Source organism: Pseudomonas sp. EA_65y_Pfl2_P78 (assembly GCF_963970495.1).
Lineage (GTDB): Bacteria > Pseudomonadota > Gammaproteobacteria > Pseudomonadales > Pseudomonadaceae > Aquipseudomonas > Aquipseudomonas baetica_A.
This window is the reverse complement of sequence record NZ_CAXAON010000002.1, coordinates 253348-268819: the sequence shown is the minus strand read 5'-3', so window position 1 is coordinate 268819 and position 15472 is coordinate 253348. Positions and strand designations below refer to the sequence as shown.

Sequence of the window (15472 nt, the reverse complement as noted above, 5' to 3'; positions counted from 1 at the left end):
GGGTAACATTGCGAATGGATCAGGCGTCCGCCGAACGCTCTGAGCGCCTCCCAGGGTTATTGCCGAGTCGCCACAATAAACAACCGCGGAAACGGCAACAGCACCGAGCCATCCGCCAGCGCAGGGTAAGCCTTCGCGACTTCTGCCAGATACTGCTCCAGATACTGCGTGCGCTGCGCCTCGGTCAGCGGGTCCAGAAACGGAATCAACCCGCTGCCCTTGAACCACTCCACCACCCCCGCTGCCCCGCCTGACAACTGATGGTGATACGTCGTGCGCCACACATCGACCCGGGCACAATGCGGTCGCAACATCGAGAAATAATCACCGGCACTTGCCATATCGGTTCGCTGACCGGCGGCGCCGGCGAGTTTGCTGGCCCATGGGCCGTTGGCGGCGACTTCGCGCATCAGTCGATGGGAAGGCTCATTGAGGTTGTCGGGCATTTGAATCGCCAGACTGCCGCCCGACGAGAGTTTGCTTGCCAGCGCCGGCAGCAAACTGGCGTGATCCGGTACCCACTGCAACACCGCGTTGGCGAAGATCACATCAAACGGACCCGCATCGGCCCATTGATCAATCTCGGTCACGTCGAATTGCAACTGTGGCAAGCGCTTGCGCGCTGCGTCGATCATGTCCGGTGAACTGTCGAGCCCGCTGATTTTTGCCCCTGGAAAACGCTGCACCAAAAGCTCCGTCGAGTTGCCGGGACCGCAACCGATATCCACCACTGACCGGGCCTGCGCCGTGGGAATCGCCGCCAGCAGATCGCGGGCCGGGCGGGTACGTTCATCTTCAAAAGCGACGTATTGTTTGGCGGACCAACTCATTGTGTTTTCCTTTTGGGACTTTCAACAGTTTCGCCACGATACAGGCTGCTATACAGCCGGTTCCAGAGCTACATTGCAAAGGGTGTCAGTTCACCGCCAACTGCTCGATAGAAGATCCCTAACGTGATTGCTAGTACAGCTACGTCATTTATCGCATGACCGTCGCGCGCGACGACAAACTTTCAGAACCGCGCCTAATGCTCATACCAACCGAACCCGACCTTGACCTTTCGGACTTACACGACGGCACTTCGCATCGCCAAATGTAAGTTGAGTTTCATGCTGATCCGTCAGTATCGTGAAGCGATGGGTCACGTCAATAAATCGTAGAAAATTGAAAATCGGCCTTTAAGGCCGATTTATCGATTAGTCGTAGTATCCAACTGTTTTTTTCAAATGATCTGAATACTCATAGATGTCATCGACTGAGCTGATCGGATGACGTGTTTCGTTTTTTTCTTCATCAAAAATACCTATGTACTTCTGCGACCGATTGAAATGCAATCGACAGATGGGTTTGCGATTGTTGTCATCCAGCAAAATCCCAAAGTAACTCTGCGTGTCTCGCTGAACGATTCGCTTGGCATCGACCACCGACCGTACCAGCGCTCGAACGATGTGATATCCCTCTAACTCTTCCAGCGTTGTTAAAATTTTGTCGTCTGATTCGTCACGCGGATCTACTGGATCAGTCCCGACAGAAGCTGAAGGCAAAGACGCTAACGCAGGTTGAATAGCTCCACTCATTGCAGATTTGAGCCGGTCATTGATCTGGTCATTTAAAAACTGCACAACGGCTTTTCTTGTCAGTTCTTGAAATTGCTCACGTACTTTTTGCGTGATCACACCGTCATAAACACGAGAGGCGAAAACCTTCACGAAATCATCATCCGGTTTGCTGACCTGAGCCGCAATAACCTTCTTTATTTGACTGACATACTTCAATTCGCCAGCCGCACTTATGATGGAATCAACATCAAATGCCGATTTTGTCAATTTGATCAGTTCGGGAACTGAATACTCGTCTATATCCAAGAGATCCAGTTCCAAAAATGGCTTTTCATCCATCTTGTTCGGGGCGTCCAAGTCGGTGAAAAACTTGTAGACCTGTCCGTTAGTTAGGATTGATATACGAGCGCTAGTGACGTGAAAATACCGAAAGAGCTGAGATGCATGATTGATATGCAGTGACTCACCAATTTTCTTGCACTCGATGAGTATCTGTACTTCGCCGTCTTTCATGACGGCGTAATCTATTTTCTCGCCCTTCTTCGTACCCACGTCACAGACAAATTCGGGCGTTACCTCCGTCGGGTCAAAGACGTCATATCCCAAGACCGTACTGATGAATGGCATGACGAACGCATTTTTCGTCGCTTCTTCCGTATGGATTGCAGCGCTCTGCAATCGGACTTTAGCGGCTAAGCTGGCTAGCTTTTCGAAGAATTCCATGAGTGGCCTCTTGCGTGATGTCGATCCGTGTAATGAGCTGCTGGCAATTTGACTACCACTTGATACTAGACACAAACCTGCACAATGGAAGTTCGCCCACTAAACGGAGAAGCCATCGTCGATGGATTTCACATACCTTCATTGATGGCAGACAGTTCTAAGTAAAATTTTCGGCAATCCATAAGTGTCAGGATTTCAAACGCCCACCCACCCATAATGACCACAGCTATGAAATTCGCAAAAATCTCGCAAAAATTCGTACTCTAGCCGGAATCCCGAAGATTTTTATGGTGGCGTTGATCTTGATCGGGTTGTGGGGTTTGAGCGGGCCGATTTTTCATTACTGCGACACTTGGCAACTGATCATCAATACCTCGACCACCATCATCACCTTCCTGATGGTTCTCCTGATCCAGAACACGCAGAACCGCGACACCGACATTCTGCATTTGAAGATTGATGGATTACTGTTAGTTAGCAGAAGCCATGTTCGGCTTGGAAGCACCGAATTCGAAGCAACTGGAGGCGTTGTGCGAACACTTCCGCAAGCTGGGCGAGGGAGCAGTGTTCAACCTTGAATGACTGCTGATAATCAAAAACGGCGCCAAAGCGCCGTTTTGATTTGAGGTCTGCCCTTAGCGGCTGGCTTGCAGCGCTCGGGCCATTTGCAGGTGATTTTGCAGTTTGGGCAACGTCTCATCGGCGAAGGCTTTGATCTCCGGCACGTCGGTGGTCTGCGCTTGCTGCTGGATCTGCTCAATGGCTTCTTCGGTGGCTTTCACCTGACTGGCGGCGTAGGCCTGGTCGAAGGTCGCGCCGTCTTTCACTTGCGGTATCAGTTGCTTGGCCTTGTCGGCCATTTCTTCACGGGGCGCGACGGGAAGATCGAGCTTTTTGGCAATCTTCGCCAAGTGCTGGTTGGCCGTGGTGCGGTCGTTGATGACCACGATGGTGTAATCCTTGACCTCTTTGGATTCGGTCTTCTGATGCGCCATACGGCTGGCCTCGATGTCGGCCATGCCCTTGGCGGACGCATCGTTGATGAATTCGGCGGGCGACTGGGCGAAAGCATTGCTGGCAAACAGGCCCAGTGCGGTGACAAAACTGAAAGTGCGTATACGGGTGGCCATCCGGCTCATGGTCGCGCCCTCCTTCTCTGTAAATTCAAGCGGAAGCTCAGGCCCCCGCCGCTCAATCAAAATCACCTTCACCGACGACGTCGATGTCTGAACGGGCTTGACTCCTTTCGGTTTTCGACAGTCGTTGTGGTGATTTCCCCACCCTTGCGACCCGTTTCAGAAGCCTTCGTTCGGTCGTTGGCGAAGTTTGCCCAGTTCGAATGACTTGTATCCGGCAGGTTTCTCTCGCTCTTGATAATGAGCGCGGCGAGCAGATGCCCTGCATTGATTGAGAATTTCCTGGCCGACAAAGGTTTAGAAAAGTTGCAGTTACCACGACGAACGGTGCCCCCCGTTCAGATATCCAGCGCCCGATGATTCAGCCTTTTGGCGGCATACATTGCTTGATCGGCATGGCGGAACAGTTGCTGTTCCTCGCGGCCGTGCTCGGGGTAGCGGGCGACGCCGATACTCGGTTCAATTTGCAAGTTGTGGCCATCCAGGCGCATGGGTTGTACCAGCACTTGTCGCAGCTTTTGCGCCACGCTGTCGGCATCTTCCGTTGCTTGAACGCTGTGCAGCAGCACAACGAATTCGTCACCGCCAATGCGCGCCACCGTGTCAGTCTCGCGCACGCAACCCTTGAGGCGACTGGCCACGGTTTGCAGCAGCATGTCGCCCACGGCATGCCCGAAAGTGTCGTTGACCTGCTTGAAACGATCCAGATCGACATACAGCAACGCCATGTGCCCCTTTTGTTCGCGGGCGCAGGTCAACGCAGCCTTCACGCGATCGCGAAGCAACTCACGATTGGGCAATTGCGTCAGTTGATCGTACTGCGCCATGCGTCGCAGACGGGCGTGTAACTGCTGACGCTCAATGGCCGTGGCCACTTGGGCGCAGACATATTGCAGCAGTTCTTTGTCTTGCTCGGTGTAGCGTTCGCCGCCCGGCAGGCTTTTGACGATCAGCGCACCGATGGTGCCGTTTTTCGAGTTCAACGGAACGCCGAGCCAGCAAGAAGAATTCTGCCCCGCCACCAGCGCGGCGAAATCGGGCGCCGAATCGGGACTGTCCGGCGTCAGAAGAATCGGCTTACCGCTACGGATGACTTGCGCACACAGACGTCCGGTGACGGTGCCGGGTTGTTCAGGCTGCAACTCGTGATCGTTGACGTGATAGGGGAAATTCAGCTGAGCACACTGATCGTCGTAGAGCGCTACGGAGAAATTCAGTGCCGGCAGCCACTCGCCGATGATCAGGTGGATGCGTTTGAACAGCGCTAACAAGTCCTCCGACGCATGCGCCGCCTCGGAAATCGCATACAACGCCGCTTGTCGCGATTCGGCTTGTTTGCGCTCGGTAATGTCACGGGCCACGGCAATACGCAGTTGATCGACCTCCGACCAGCGCGCCGACCAGAGGATGTGGGCCACGCTGCCGTCCTTGCGTATGTAGCGGTTCTCGAAGTTGTGCTTGGGCTCACCGCCCATGATTTGACTGGCGGCCGCCAGGGTGCGCTGACGATCAGCCGGGTGCACCAGTTCGATCATCGGACGGCCGATCAACTCGTCTGGCGTGTAGCCGAAAACCCGCTCGCAGGCCGCGCTGACAAAAACGAAGCGGCCTTGCTTATCGACTGCACAAACGGCGTCCAGCAACAGATCGATGAAACTCGCCAATGGCGCGGAGTTTGGGCTTTCCATGGTTCAGCGTGGGAGTCCAAGTCATGTAGCGTTTATCAACCATCCCTGACCTTGTGAGTGCTCATCCCTGCAAACAAAATCAAGCCCTGTTCGGCATCAGCCCTGGCAGTGCATGCACCAGCGCATTGATGGCGAACCCCATGAACATCACGCCACACAAACGGGTGATCAGCCGCTCATGCCGTTGATACAGCGCGCGCACCCGCTGCGCGCCGACAACGCCGGTGAGGATAGCGTAAGCCGACAACCCGCCCAGAAAGCTCAAGGCGATCAGCGCCGGCAGCATCGACCAGTTGAGCAATTCGGCGCGGCTGGATAACAGCGCGGTAAATGTCGCCACCGCGACCGGGTAAGCCTTGGGGTTGGTCAGGCCGAACACAATGCCGTGCCAGAACGGCCTGCGCGCCGCGCCTTGCGGTTCGTCATCGTTGCGGCGCTGGGCACGCACCGCCCGCCAACCGAGCCAGAACAGATACACCCCGCTGAGCACGCCGAGCACATCAAATGCGGTGCTGCCGATTTCCCGGGCGCCAACAATCGCGATCAACGCCGTGCTGCACCAAACCACATCCCCGAGCAGATGACCACACAGAAACCCTGCCCCCGCTCTGCGCCCATGCGCCGCGCCGATGCCGAACACCGCCAGCACACCAGGCCCCGGCGTGATGCCATAAATGAAACCCGAGGCCAGTACGGCCATTAACAACGATGGGGTCATGGAACACCTGCACATGACGACGCAAATGACGGCCAGTCTATATCAGCTCAACGCGTCGGGTCAGGACTCGTCGTAGAAACGCATGCCGGCGTACGGTTTCAGCCGACATGCTGCCAGCCGCGAAGCGAGGTTGCCGACGTGGGCTTCCAGTTTGTGGCCATCAGGGTCAAGGAAGTAGAACGACGCACCTTCGCTGCCGTTGTCTCGCCACTCCTGCACGTTCGCCGCTTTCAGCGTCTGCACGAAAAGCACGAAATCCCTGGCGTTCAGGCTGAAAGCGTAATGGGTATAGTCGGCATACGGCTCGCCGTCGCGCTTCGGATCAAGCGACAGACACAACCACAGCCCCGGCAGCGACAGATAGGCGCCGGCGTCCCACGTGGCTTCGACACGCAGATCAAGCACATCGCGATAGAACCCGATACTGCGGTTCAGATCGCGGACGGCGAGGGTCAGATGGTTAAGGCCTGTGAGCATCGGTTCAGTAACCTCTGAGGTCTTCAGGCACGACGTATTGTTGGCCGTCGTAGGTCAGGGTGATTCGGGTTTTCTTCAGGTTGGTGTTTTTTGAAACGCACTGTTTTCCCGATTGGGTGTTTTTCATTTTGGTGCCGCTGGTGGTGACGATCAGATCGGCGAAACCGTAGTGACTTGATGAACCGACCTCGATGGTTCTGCGGATCTTCCTGGCGTAACCCTCGCAATCACTCATGAATTCGCCGTTGTTCTTGTAGATCACCAAACCTTCCAGCACCGGGCGCAAGGTATTGCCCTCGCGGACATACAGCGCCAGATCGGTTTTCTCGTAGGGAATGGCGCGGGAACTGTGGACGAACTTCGAACGCAGGCCAAAAGCACGGACATCCGGCGCCAGTCGGTAGCGGCCTGTGTCGACACGCAGATCATCAAACCGCACGGCATCGGAGTTGTACGCGCCCGGTTTACGGTAAGTGGCGACGGGTTTGGCATTGCTGGCGTTGACGATCGCCAGATCCAGATCGAACACCCCTGCATCGTCGCCACCGGCATCAGCAAGGTAGGTGGACTTGACCGCGATCGCCTGACTCGGGAAGGCCGGCCAGACGATGCAGCGTGACAGTGATTGGCTGTCGAAAGCGTTTGTGGTGCAGGCGGCTTGGGCTTGGGCAGTGACAGCCAGAAAACCGAGGGCGATAAGGAGTCTGGTGGGGGTAGACATGGTTCTTCCTTGATAAAAATCGTTGTTGGCAGGCTGGCTACAGACCTTTGAAACCTGGCGGCAGGACGTAAGACTTTCCGTCATAACGCAAGGTTGTCAAAACCGGTTTGTAGACGGTGGTTTTATCTTCACACGCGTCCCCTTCACCTTCGCTTTTCGTGCCTGTTTGCTGGGTTTTGACGATCAAGTCTGCGTAACCGTGGGAGCTCGTTTTAGCGATATCGATAGTTCTTGAGATCTCGAAGCGCTCCCCAGCGCAGTTGTCATCCCACTCGCCGCCGTACTCATAAACCACCAACTGACGCAGGACTGGGCGCAATTTTTCGCCCTCCCTGACGTAAAGCGAGAGCTGGCTTTCATCCATCGGATTGAGGCGAGAACCATTGGTGAGTCGTGCACGTAGACCAAATGCGCGAAGGTCGGGGGCGAGTTTGTAGCGCGCCGTATCCAGTGTCAGCTCGCGCAAGCTGGCGCCATCCATCACGAAAGCAGTGGCCTGGTGGTAAGTCGCAACCGGCTTCGGTTGCGCGTCTTTCAGCACCGACAGGTCCAGATCATGGGTGCTGAGCGCGCCAGCGGCGGCAGGCGTGAACCGGGTTTTGGCGCTGATGGTCAGTCCCGGGTAAGCCGGCCAGTCCTTGCAGACTGACAAATCCTCGTCACCCATTACCGGCGCCGGCGTGCAATCGGCAAACACCTGCCCCGCCATCAGCCACCCACACAGCGCCACACTGCCGATCAATCCAGACTTCATTGTCACATCCCGCTCCTCGATAGCTTTTCAGCCGCGCACTATCCCCTCCTGAACGAACGGTTTCAACCGAGTGAATGCTAAATGGCCAGTCGCTGATTCGGTCCCGACACACCAGTGGAGCTAGCCGGTACCACGCAATGCACTGTCATCGCGAGACCGCTCATCCCCCCAAGAAACCGTGTTTCAACGCCCTATCAACTGTGGGTCAGCAAGCGGATCAACTGTGCGGATTCGTTCTTTGTTCCCAGCACCACGACCGAAGCGTCTTGCAAGCAGGCATCGCGGGCGATCCAGTCGATCTCGGCCGTGCCCCCGAGATCAAACGACTCGTCCACCGCCCCATCCTTCAGGAAGCCCCCCGTCAGCAGATTGCGATGCCCACCCGAGGTCTGACCCACGGTGACTATGCGCTGATCCGCAGAATCACCCACTGCAAACCCAGCAACCCAGCTCTTGAGTTCCTGCGGTTGCGTCGAAGCGCTAAGAACCGGCGCGCCGCCATTGAACGACGGATCAATTTCGCCGCCGTGGGTGATACCGGTCATGAACGCATGTTGACGTTTCTCCCCGCCTGCCGCCTCGACAGCGGCGCCGATCAAGAGTAAGCGCTGTGCCGACTGCTCTACGATGCCGTTCACCGAGCTTTCCAGCGGCGTGCCTTCATTGCGAATGTTCAACAACAACGTACCGTCATTGCCGAATGACTTCGCAACCTGTCCGGCATTGTCGAACGCCATGATCCACCCCTGATGGGTGACTTCTGTCTTGCCATAAACCAGTATCAGCCCACTGTTCAGTTGCGTGACGCCTTGCAACTGGATGGCGACGCCGGGGTGCGTGATGTAGATCCAGCCGTTGGCATTAAACGCGGTGTCATCGCTGCCATCGAGGAAAAAGCGCGCAAGCAGCGCGCCCCCCTGTTTCGACGTGGCGAAAAGCAACCTGTCGTGCGCCGCCGCTTTTTGGTCCGATTGCGCCAATTCAAGGCTTGCGGCCACCGCACCGAAGAGAGAAGGAACGCGCATGGGAACAATTTTGTAACCGCTCTGACCGTCACCGAACTCAAGATCAGGCGAACCGTCCGGCAGAAAGCGCGCAATGACTTGCTCGTAATCGACAGACGTCCCTTTGATGAGTCCGCACACCCAGATCCCGCCGCTCGCATCGATGCTGAGTGTCCCGCCGTGTGAGGGCACATCACGCCTGTATTGCCCCACGACATAGCCGGCCTGGCCAAAAGTCGGATCAAGATGACCATCGGCGAGCAGACGCGCCAAGCCATAACACACATTGCCCGATGCATCGGTGACGGTCGCACAAACCATGATCTGACCGGTGGGCGTTGTCGCCACACCCTGACCGACGGTCTTGCGTGCAGTGGGGAACTGCAGCGTTTGCAACCCGGCATTTGCAAAGGAACGATCGATTTCACCGGCTGACTGCGCTTCACGTGCGTTGGTTCGTGACATGTTCGTAGGCTCCTTACGAGATCGGGTTTGATCCGTTTCCCGGGCCATTCGATCCGAGTCAACCACAGACCACAACTGATAGAAATGACAGTCTTTTAGAAGAAATCGCAATTATTCATCGAACAAAAAAACCTAAAGAACTGTTACTTCTTACAGGTTCTCCAGCAAAAGAACCGTGCCAACCTCTCGCTTCACTCCACCCGGCAACGAGAGCACATCATGAGCACTTCGCCCCACTCCAACATTGAGTCCGTACCTGCCCCCGTCATCACCGACCCTGCCGCAGACACCAAAACGGGCCCGGCAACACTCTTACTGGGCGTCGGTGTACCTATGGCTTTTGTCGAAGTGTGGGACATCGAAAACACACAGTTGCACGGAAAAGGCCCCGTCAATGCAAATGGCCGATGGGCCTTTAGTTTCAGTGGCGATCTTGCGCAGGGACCACACCGTATTCACGCCCGCCAAACGTTCGACGACGAAACATCCCCATGGACTGACGTTCGTTTGTTTAATGTCCTCCTGCAACCGGATGTCGCTGCACCTGCGATTGGCACGCCGCAGGAAGGAGGACAGACGGATAACGCTGCGGTTCTATCAGGCGATGTACGACAGCCCGGTGGCATCGTGGACATTATTGACCTCGACGCCAACCTGTGGATTGCCTCGGCAACGGTGGAGGGTGACCTGAGTTGGCGAACACAGGCATCGATGTCGGCAGGCCCCCATCGGATTTCGGCCATTCACCGCGTGGCGGGCAAGGTTTCCGATTGGGCGCGTATCCGGACATTTACGGTCGCCAAAGGGTACATAAACCAGGCGAACAATCCATTCAAGGCTGTTCGCCCAATCCGCGCACTTCAAAACGCGTTGCGGAAAATCTCCTCGATCTGGCGCTGATCCGCCGCCCGTGGGTTGGTCAGGCCGCACGCGTCTTTCAGAGCATTGGTGGCCAGGATCGGGATGTCCGTGAGTTTGGCGCCCAGTTCACGCAAACCACCGGGGATCTCGACGTCGCCGGCCAGACAACGGATCGCGTTGATCGCCGCCTGAGCGCCCTCTTCAGGGCTGAAACCGCGAACATCGGCCCCCATGGCCTGCGCCACATCGGTCAAACGTTCAGCACACACCAACGCGTTAAACGTCTGCACATGAGGCAGCAACACGGCGTTGCACACGCCATGGGGCAAGTCGTAGAAACCGCCCAACTGGTGCGCCATCGCATGCACGAAGCCGAGCGAAGCGTTGTTGAACGCCATGCCCGCGAGGAACTGCGCGTAGGCCATGTTCTCCCGCGCGGTGAGGTCGCTGCCATCGCGCACGGCCAGGCGCAGATTGTTGCTGATCAGGGTCATGGCCTTCAGCGCGCAGGCGTCGGTGATCGGGTTGGCGGCGGTCGACACATAGGCTTCGATGGCGTGGGTCAGCGCGTCCATGCCGGTGGCGGCGGTCAGGCTTTTCGGCATGGCCACCATCAGCGCCGGGTCGTTGACCGACAGCAGCGGCGTGACGTTGCGGTCGACGATGGCCATTTTTACGTGGCGCGATTCGTCGGTGATGATGCAGAACCGGGTCATCTCGCTGGCGGTGCCGGCGGTGGTGTTGATGGCGACCAGCGGCAGTTGCGGCTTTGTGGATTGGTCGACCCCTTCGTAGTCGCGGATCTGCCCGCCATTCGTGGCACACAAGGCGATGCCCTTGGCGCAGTCGTGGGGTGAACCACCGCCCAGCGACACCACGAAATCACAGCGGCTTTCCTTGAGCAGCCCCAGCCCGGATTCGACGTTGGCAATGCTGGGGTTCGGTTTGGCGCCGTCGAAGATCACCGAATCGATGTCCTGCATCGCCAGTTTCTCGGCGACCATCGCCGCCACGCCCGCCTTGGCCAGCCCCGCGTCGGTGACGATCAGCGCCTTGCGAAAACCATAGTTGCGGATCGCGACCATGGCTTCATCCAGGCATCCGCTGCCCATTATATTTACGGCTGGAATGAAAAAAGTGCTGCTCATGCGCCTCTCCTGACTGGGGCCGAATCGACTGCTGCGATCCGGCGGACGCACACAGGATCGACTGATCGGTCACGGCGGATGTTGATCTGGCTCAATGCCCGCTCGTGATAAAGTCGCCGCCCATCAGCCCCTTTGTTTTGAGACCTCCCACGCAATGACCGATTTTCTGGATGTCGACGCCACTCTCGAAGACTGGAATGCCTTGCGCACCGCGACCGACTTCAAGGGTTTGCTGGTGGGTAACGGCGCCAGCCGCGCCGTGTGGGACGACTTCGGCTACGACTCGCTGTTCGAAAATGCCCGCACCGTGACAGAGAAACCGCTGAGCCCGTCGGAACTGGCCGTGTTCGACGCGATGCACACGCGCAGCTTCGAGCAGGTACTGGGCGCACTGAAAACCACCAGCCGGGTGAACAAGGCACTGGCCATCAGCTCAGCCGCACCGCGCAATCGCTACTACGCGATCAAGGAAGCGCTGATCAACACCGTGCACGCCGTTCATATCCCGTGGCGACGGGTTCAGGCCTCGACGCTGACCACGCTCAACGAAGAACTGGCGCGCTATCGCACGGTGTTTACCACCAATTACGACTTGCTCAACTATTGGGCGCTGCAGCACAAAAGCGAGGCCATTGACGATCTGTTCAATGGCACGAATGCAAGTTTTGATCTGAGTGAAAGTGCGACTGAAAAACCGCGCTTACTGTATCTGCACGGTGGTCTGCACCTGGTGCGCAATCAGGACGGCACCGCGCGCAAACTGACCTCCACCGAGGGCACGCTGCTCGGCAGTTTTGCGATCAACAACACGATCAAAACCCTGGATGACGTGCCGCTGTTCGTCGCTGAAGGGCCAAGTGCCGAAAAACTCAAAACCATTCGCAGCTCGGATTATCTGTCGTTCTGTTATGCGCAGTTATTGGGGCATGGCGACAGTTTATGCATCTTCGGCCATGCCTTGAGTGAACAGGACGCTCACATTGTCCGGGCGCTGCGTTTGGCGAAACCGAACGCCGTGGCGATCTCGATTTATCCGCGCAGTGCGGCGTTCATTCAGCATCAGAAGCGGCATTACGCCAAGGTGTTTGAAGGGACTGGGGTTGAGTTGCGGTTTTTTGATGCCAAGACACATGCGTTGGGGAGCCCCAAGCTTTCGGTGCCCGTCGAGGTCTGATGTCCGCGGGCCTGACGCCTTCGCGAGCAAGCCCGCCCACCTGTTGACCTTCAGCGTTCCTTAGAGGACCGGCAGGGTCTTGTCCTTGATGGTTGTGGTTGGCCCGTTGGCCTTGAGGCTGGCGATGCCTTTGGCGCAAGCGGCGTCTGAGGAGTACGACTCGCTGCTGCCGATGATCTGATGATTGGCGGCCTTGAGGTTGAAGTACGGATGCCCGTCCTTCGTCGTTTTTTTCTCGTAGCGTTCATCCAGCGGGCTGTTGGTCTGCACCGAAGCAATGCCATTGTCGGCTGCCGCGCGGGTGGTGTAGAGCTCGCTGGTGAGAATGGTTTCAGCGTTGGCGGCTTTCAGCACAAACCTGAACTGGCCGTTGCTGCTTTTACTGACTTCGTACCATCCGGACATGCTCGTTTCTCCTTGGCGGTTGAGAGGTTTCGCGCCAATGAGTAAAGACCAGCCTCAGACTTCTGTCGCCTGAACCAGCCTCTTCGCAAGCAAGCGGCTCCCACATCTGGAACGCATTCCCCGTGTGGGCGCAGGCTTGCTCGCGAATGAGGCGACTCGGCCCCGGCTATTTCACCCGCGCCCGCACCACCGACAACGGCGTCTCAGCCACCCGACGCTGACTCAGATACCGCGTACAACTCACCCGCAAGAACGACGCAAAGTTCACCACCTCCCCGCGATAATCCATCACCTCTTCGTACAGTTTGGCGATCAACTGGTTAGTGGTCATACCGTCGACCTCGGCGATTTCGCGCAGGATGTCCCAGAACTGGTTCTCCAGGCGCAACGTCGTCACCACCCCGCAGATGCGCAATGAACGCGAGCGCGATTCGTAGAGGATCGGGTCGGCCTTGACGTAGAGCTCGCACATGGGCGAATCCTCGTTACAGGGTGATTTGGGTGCCCAGCAGACCGAGGAACCCGGCCAGCCAGTTCGGATGCGCAGGCCAGGCCGGCGCGGTGGCCAGATTGCCTTGAACGTGGCCGTCGGTCACGGGGATGTCGATGTACGTGCCGCCCGCCAGTCGGACTTCCGGCGCGCAAGCCGGATAGGCGCTGCATTCACGTCCTTTTAGCACGCCCGCAGCCGCCAGCAACTGGGCGCCGTGGCAAACAGCGGCAATCGGCTTGCCGGCCTTGTCGAAGGCGCGCACCAGTTCGAGGACTTTTTCGTTCAGACGCAGGTATTCCGGGGCACGACCGCCGGGAATCAGCAGCGCATCGTAATCGGCCTCGCTGACCTTGGCGAAATCGAAATTGAGTGCGAACAGGTGACCGGGTTTTTCGCTGTAGGTCTGATCGCCTTCAAAGTCATGGATGGCGGTGCGCACGGTGTTGCCGGCAGCCTTGTCCGGGCACACGGCGTGGACGGTGTGACCGACCATTTGCAGGGCCTGGAACGGCACCATGACTTCGTAATCTTCAACGTAATCGCCGACCAGCATCAGGATCTTTTTCGCGGCCATGGGGAGGACTCCTCTGGGAAAGGGCTTGCGGGAGTATTCAAGGTAGACCTTATCGGGACGAGCAGGTAATAACCGACTACTACCGAGTTATCGTTCTTCGCGGGCAAGCCAGCACACAGGTTCTGCGTCGATCACAGGTTGTGTGTGGGACGCAAATACTCTGGGGCGAGCTTGCTCGCGAAGGGGCCCTGACAACCGACAGCTTCGTTGACTGTCAGCACGCCTTCGCGAGCAAGTCGAATCGGCGCACCGCCGCTGTCACAGGATCAGAGGTAACCATCCGCGCGCAGCAGGGTTTCCAGGCAGTGCTCGCTGATGTTGTAGAACGCCTTCAATTCCTGAATCTTCACCAGCAACTGAGCCGGGTCCACCGGTTCGGCGCGTTTGACCGCCAGAATCATCTTGTTCTTGTTGGTGTGATCCAGCGAGATGAACTCGAACACCTTGGTTTCGTAACCACAGGCCTCAAGGAACAGCGCACGCAGACTGTCGGTGACCATCTCCGCTTGCTGCCCCAGGTGCAAACCGTATTGCAGCATTGGCTTGAGCAGCGCCGGGCTCTGGATCTGCAAGCGGATCTGTTTGTGGCAGCACGGCGAGCACATGATGATTGAGGCGCCCGAACGGATGCCCGTGTGGATGGCGTAATCGGTGGCGATGTCGCAGGCATGCAGGGCGATCATCACGTCCAGCTCGCTCGGCGCGACACTGCGCACGTCACCGCATTTGAATACCAGCCCCGGGTGATCCAGCTTTGCCGCGGCGCTATTGCACAGGTTGACCATTTCTTCACGCAACTCGACGCCGGTGACTTCGCCCTCGGCCTTCAAGGTGTTGCGCAAGTAGTCGTGAATCGCAAACGTCAGGTAACCCTTGCCCGAACCGAAATCCGCGACCCGCACCGGTTTGTCCAGCGCCAGCGGTGACGAGGTCAGGGCATGGCTGAACACTTCGATGAACTTGTTGATCTGCTTCCACTTGCGCGACATGGCCGGGATCAGCTCATGCTGCGCGTTGGTTACGCCCAGATCCTTGAGGAACGGACGGCTCAGCTCCAGAAAGCGGTTTTTCTCACGGTTGTGCTCAGCGGACGGAGCCTCACGCAATTGCTGAGGTTTGCTCCTGAAGAGCGAAGGCTTGCCCTTTTTGCTGTATTCGAGCTGTGCTTCGTCAGTCAACGCCAGCAAATGTGCATTTTTGAACGAGGCCGGCAACAGCGCGGCGATCATCGCTACGCCCTCCAGCAACGGCAGGTTCTTGGTGATGTCGCGGGTCTTGTAGCGATAAACAAAGGACAGGTTAGGCTGCGCCTTGACCGTCACCGGTTTGATGATGACCCGTTGCAAATCCGCCTCTTCGCCGACGTACTTGGCCAGCACCAGTTTGATGAAGCCGTTCTGTTCGAGGCTGGTTTGCAGCAGCTCGATGAACTGGGCGTGGTGATCCGGCGCAGATGGCGCGGTGGGGGCGGTGACGGACATGAACAAGCGGCCTCGGACGGGGCGAATCGGGAATGGCGGGTATTTTAGGGGGGATGCGGGTTGGGGACACGCTCTTATTTACCGAACGGCA

16 protein-coding genes and 1 pseudogene are annotated in these 15472 nt (G+C 57.4%); 3 read left to right on the top strand and 14 right to left on the bottom strand.

The window, feature by feature from the left end:
• Nucleotides 1-56: 56 nt before the first annotated feature.
• Both tam and AACY02_RS03115 read right to left on the bottom strand, forming a co-directional pair.
• Nucleotides 57-830, bottom strand: a complete 774-nt coding sequence (tam, locus tag AACY02_RS03120) for a trans-aconitate 2-methyltransferase (RefSeq protein ID WP_339430707.1) — start codon at nt 828-830, stop codon at nt 57-59.
• Between the two features lie 366 nt (nt 831-1196).
• Nucleotides 1197-2282 carry a type I restriction endonuclease gene (locus AACY02_RS03115; protein WP_339430706.1) on the bottom strand — a complete coding sequence of 362 codons (1086 nt, stop codon included), beginning with the start codon at nt 2280-2282 and terminating at the stop codon, nt 1197-1199.
• Nucleotides 2283-2510: 228 nt separating this feature from the next.
• Here AACY02_RS03115 and AACY02_RS03110 point away from each other — a divergent pair.
• Nucleotides 2511-2864, top strand: a pseudogene (locus tag AACY02_RS03110) (low affinity iron permease family protein).
• A gap of 53 nt (nt 2865-2917) precedes the next feature.
• On the opposite strand, the gene AACY02_RS03105 reads toward AACY02_RS03110, so the two are convergent.
• The 7 genes from AACY02_RS03105 to AACY02_RS03075 all read right to left on the bottom strand — a co-directional run bounded on the left by AACY02_RS03105 (nt 2918) and on the right by AACY02_RS03075 (nt 9245).
• Nucleotides 2918-3421 carry a DUF4142 domain-containing protein gene (locus tag AACY02_RS03105; RefSeq protein ID WP_339430705.1) on the bottom strand — a complete coding sequence of 168 codons (504 nt, stop codon included), beginning with the start codon at nt 3419-3421 and terminating at the stop codon, nt 2918-2920.
• 335 nt (nt 3422-3756) lie between these two features.
• Nucleotides 3757-5106, bottom strand: coding sequence for a sensor domain-containing protein (locus tag AACY02_RS03100; RefSeq protein WP_339430704.1), 1350 nt, complete (start codon nt 5104-5106; stop codon nt 3757-3759).
• 79 nt (nt 5107-5185) lie between these two features.
• Entirely contained in the window at nt 5186-5824 is a 639-nt protein-coding gene (locus AACY02_RS03095) for a LysE family translocator (protein ID WP_339430703.1), read from the bottom strand.
• Between the two features lie 60 nt (nt 5825-5884).
• On the bottom strand, nt 5885-6301 hold the full coding sequence (gene fos, locus AACY02_RS03090) for a fosfomycin resistance glutathione transferase (RefSeq protein WP_339430702.1): 417 nt from the start codon (nt 6299-6301) through the stop codon (nt 5885-5887).
• A gap of 4 nt (nt 6302-6305) precedes the next feature.
• Entirely contained in the window at nt 6306-7022 is a 717-nt protein-coding gene (locus AACY02_RS03085; protein WP_339430701.1) for a hypothetical protein, read from the bottom strand.
• A gap of 37 nt (nt 7023-7059) precedes the next feature.
• Nucleotides 7060-7776, bottom strand: coding sequence for a hypothetical protein (locus AACY02_RS03080; RefSeq protein WP_339430700.1), 717 nt, complete (start codon nt 7774-7776; stop codon nt 7060-7062).
• A gap of 194 nt (nt 7777-7970) precedes the next feature.
• Nucleotides 7971-9245 carry a hypothetical protein gene (locus AACY02_RS03075; RefSeq protein WP_339430699.1) on the bottom strand — a complete coding sequence of 425 codons (1275 nt, stop codon included), beginning with the start codon at nt 9243-9245 and terminating at the stop codon, nt 7971-7973.
• A gap of 219 nt (nt 9246-9464) precedes the next feature.
• On the opposite strand from AACY02_RS03075, the gene AACY02_RS03070 reads away from it, so the two are divergent.
• The gene (locus AACY02_RS03070) at nt 9465-10145 is read left to right on the top strand and encodes a hypothetical protein (RefSeq protein WP_339430698.1); all 681 of its coding nucleotides are present in this window, start codon (nt 9465-9467) and stop codon (nt 10143-10145) included.
• Here AACY02_RS03070 and yiaY read toward each other — a convergent pair.
• On the bottom strand, nt 10106-11254 hold the full coding sequence (gene yiaY / locus AACY02_RS03065) for an L-threonine dehydrogenase (RefSeq protein WP_339430697.1): 1149 nt from the start codon (nt 11252-11254) through the stop codon (nt 10106-10108). The genes AACY02_RS03070 and yiaY overlap by 40 nt on opposite strands.
• A 154-nt stretch (nt 11255-11408) precedes the next feature.
• On the opposite strand from yiaY, the gene AACY02_RS03060 reads away from it, so the two are divergent.
• Nucleotides 11409-12428 (top strand): DUF4917 family protein, encoded by a 1020-nt coding sequence (locus tag AACY02_RS03060; protein WP_339430696.1) that lies wholly within the window; start codon nt 11409-11411, stop codon nt 12426-12428.
• A gap of 60 nt (nt 12429-12488) precedes the next feature.
• Here the strand turns inward: AACY02_RS03060 and AACY02_RS03055 are convergent, their stop codons facing one another.
• From AACY02_RS03055 to AACY02_RS03040, 4 genes are all read right to left on the bottom strand, one after another.
• On the bottom strand, nt 12489-12833 hold the full coding sequence (locus AACY02_RS03055) for a YegP family protein (protein WP_339430695.1): 345 nt from the start codon (nt 12831-12833) through the stop codon (nt 12489-12491).
• Between the two features lie 166 nt (nt 12834-12999).
• A complete protein-coding gene (locus AACY02_RS03050) occupies nt 13000-13305 on the bottom strand; it encodes a ribbon-helix-helix domain-containing protein (protein ID WP_339430694.1) in 306 nt (101 codons plus the stop codon).
• Nucleotides 13306-13318: 13 nt separating this feature from the next.
• Entirely contained in the window at nt 13319-13900 is a 582-nt protein-coding gene (locus AACY02_RS03045) for a DJ-1/PfpI family protein (protein WP_339430693.1), read from the bottom strand.
• Between the two features lie 266 nt (nt 13901-14166).
• Nucleotides 14167-15381, bottom strand: a complete 1215-nt coding sequence (locus AACY02_RS03040) for a class I SAM-dependent methyltransferase (protein WP_339430692.1) — start codon at nt 15379-15381, stop codon at nt 14167-14169.
• Between the last annotated feature and the right edge of the window lie 91 nt (nt 15382-15472).

Excerpts from the sequence above, each read along its gene's own strand:
- fos (WP_339430702.1), bottom strand. The coding sequence starts at position 6,301 with ATGCTCACAGGCCTTAACCATCTGACCCTCGCCGTCCGCGATCTGAAC.
- AACY02_RS03085 (WP_339430701.1), bottom strand. The coding sequence starts at position 7,022 with ATGTCTACCCCCACCAGACTCCTTATCGCCCTCGGTTTTCTGGCTGTC.
- AACY02_RS03105 (WP_339430705.1), bottom strand. The coding sequence starts at position 3,421 with ATGAGCCGGATGGCCACCCGTATACGCACTTTCAGTTTTGTCACCGCA.
- AACY02_RS03060 (WP_339430696.1), top strand. The coding sequence starts at position 11,409 with ATGACCGATTTTCTGGATGTCGACGCCACTCTCGAAGACTGGAATGCC.
- AACY02_RS03055 (WP_339430695.1), bottom strand. The coding sequence starts at position 12,833 with ATGTCCGGATGGTACGAAGTCAGTAAAAGCAGCAACGGCCAGTTCAGG.
- AACY02_RS03100 (WP_339430704.1), bottom strand. The coding sequence starts at position 5,106 with ATGGAAAGCCCAAACTCCGCGCCATTGGCGAGTTTCATCGATCTGTTG.
- AACY02_RS03070 (WP_339430698.1), top strand. The coding sequence starts at position 9,465 with ATGAGCACTTCGCCCCACTCCAACATTGAGTCCGTACCTGCCCCCGTC.
- yiaY (WP_339430697.1), bottom strand. The coding sequence starts at position 11,254 with ATGAGCAGCACTTTTTTCATTCCAGCCGTAAATATAATGGGCAGCGGA.
- AACY02_RS03095 (WP_339430703.1), bottom strand. The coding sequence starts at position 5,824 with ATGACCCCATCGTTGTTAATGGCCGTACTGGCCTCGGGTTTCATTTAT.
- AACY02_RS03050 (WP_339430694.1), bottom strand. The coding sequence starts at position 13,305 with ATGTGCGAGCTCTACGTCAAGGCCGACCCGATCCTCTACGAATCGCGC.
- AACY02_RS03115 (WP_339430706.1), bottom strand. The coding sequence starts at position 2,282 with ATGGAATTCTTCGAAAAGCTAGCCAGCTTAGCCGCTAAAGTCCGATTG.
- AACY02_RS03075 (WP_339430699.1), bottom strand. The coding sequence starts at position 9,245 with ATGTCACGAACCAACGCACGTGAAGCGCAGTCAGCCGGTGAAATCGAT.
- AACY02_RS03080 (WP_339430700.1), bottom strand. The coding sequence starts at position 7,776 with ATGAAGTCTGGATTGATCGGCAGTGTGGCGCTGTGTGGGTGGCTGATG.
- tam (WP_339430707.1), bottom strand. The coding sequence starts at position 830 with ATGAGTTGGTCCGCCAAACAATACGTCGCTTTTGAAGATGAACGTACC.
- AACY02_RS03045 (WP_339430693.1), bottom strand. The coding sequence starts at position 13,900 with ATGGCCGCGAAAAAGATCCTGATGCTGGTCGGCGATTACGTTGAAGAT.
- AACY02_RS03040 (WP_339430692.1), bottom strand. The coding sequence starts at position 15,381 with ATGTCCGTCACCGCCCCCACCGCGCCATCTGCGCCGGATCACCACGCC.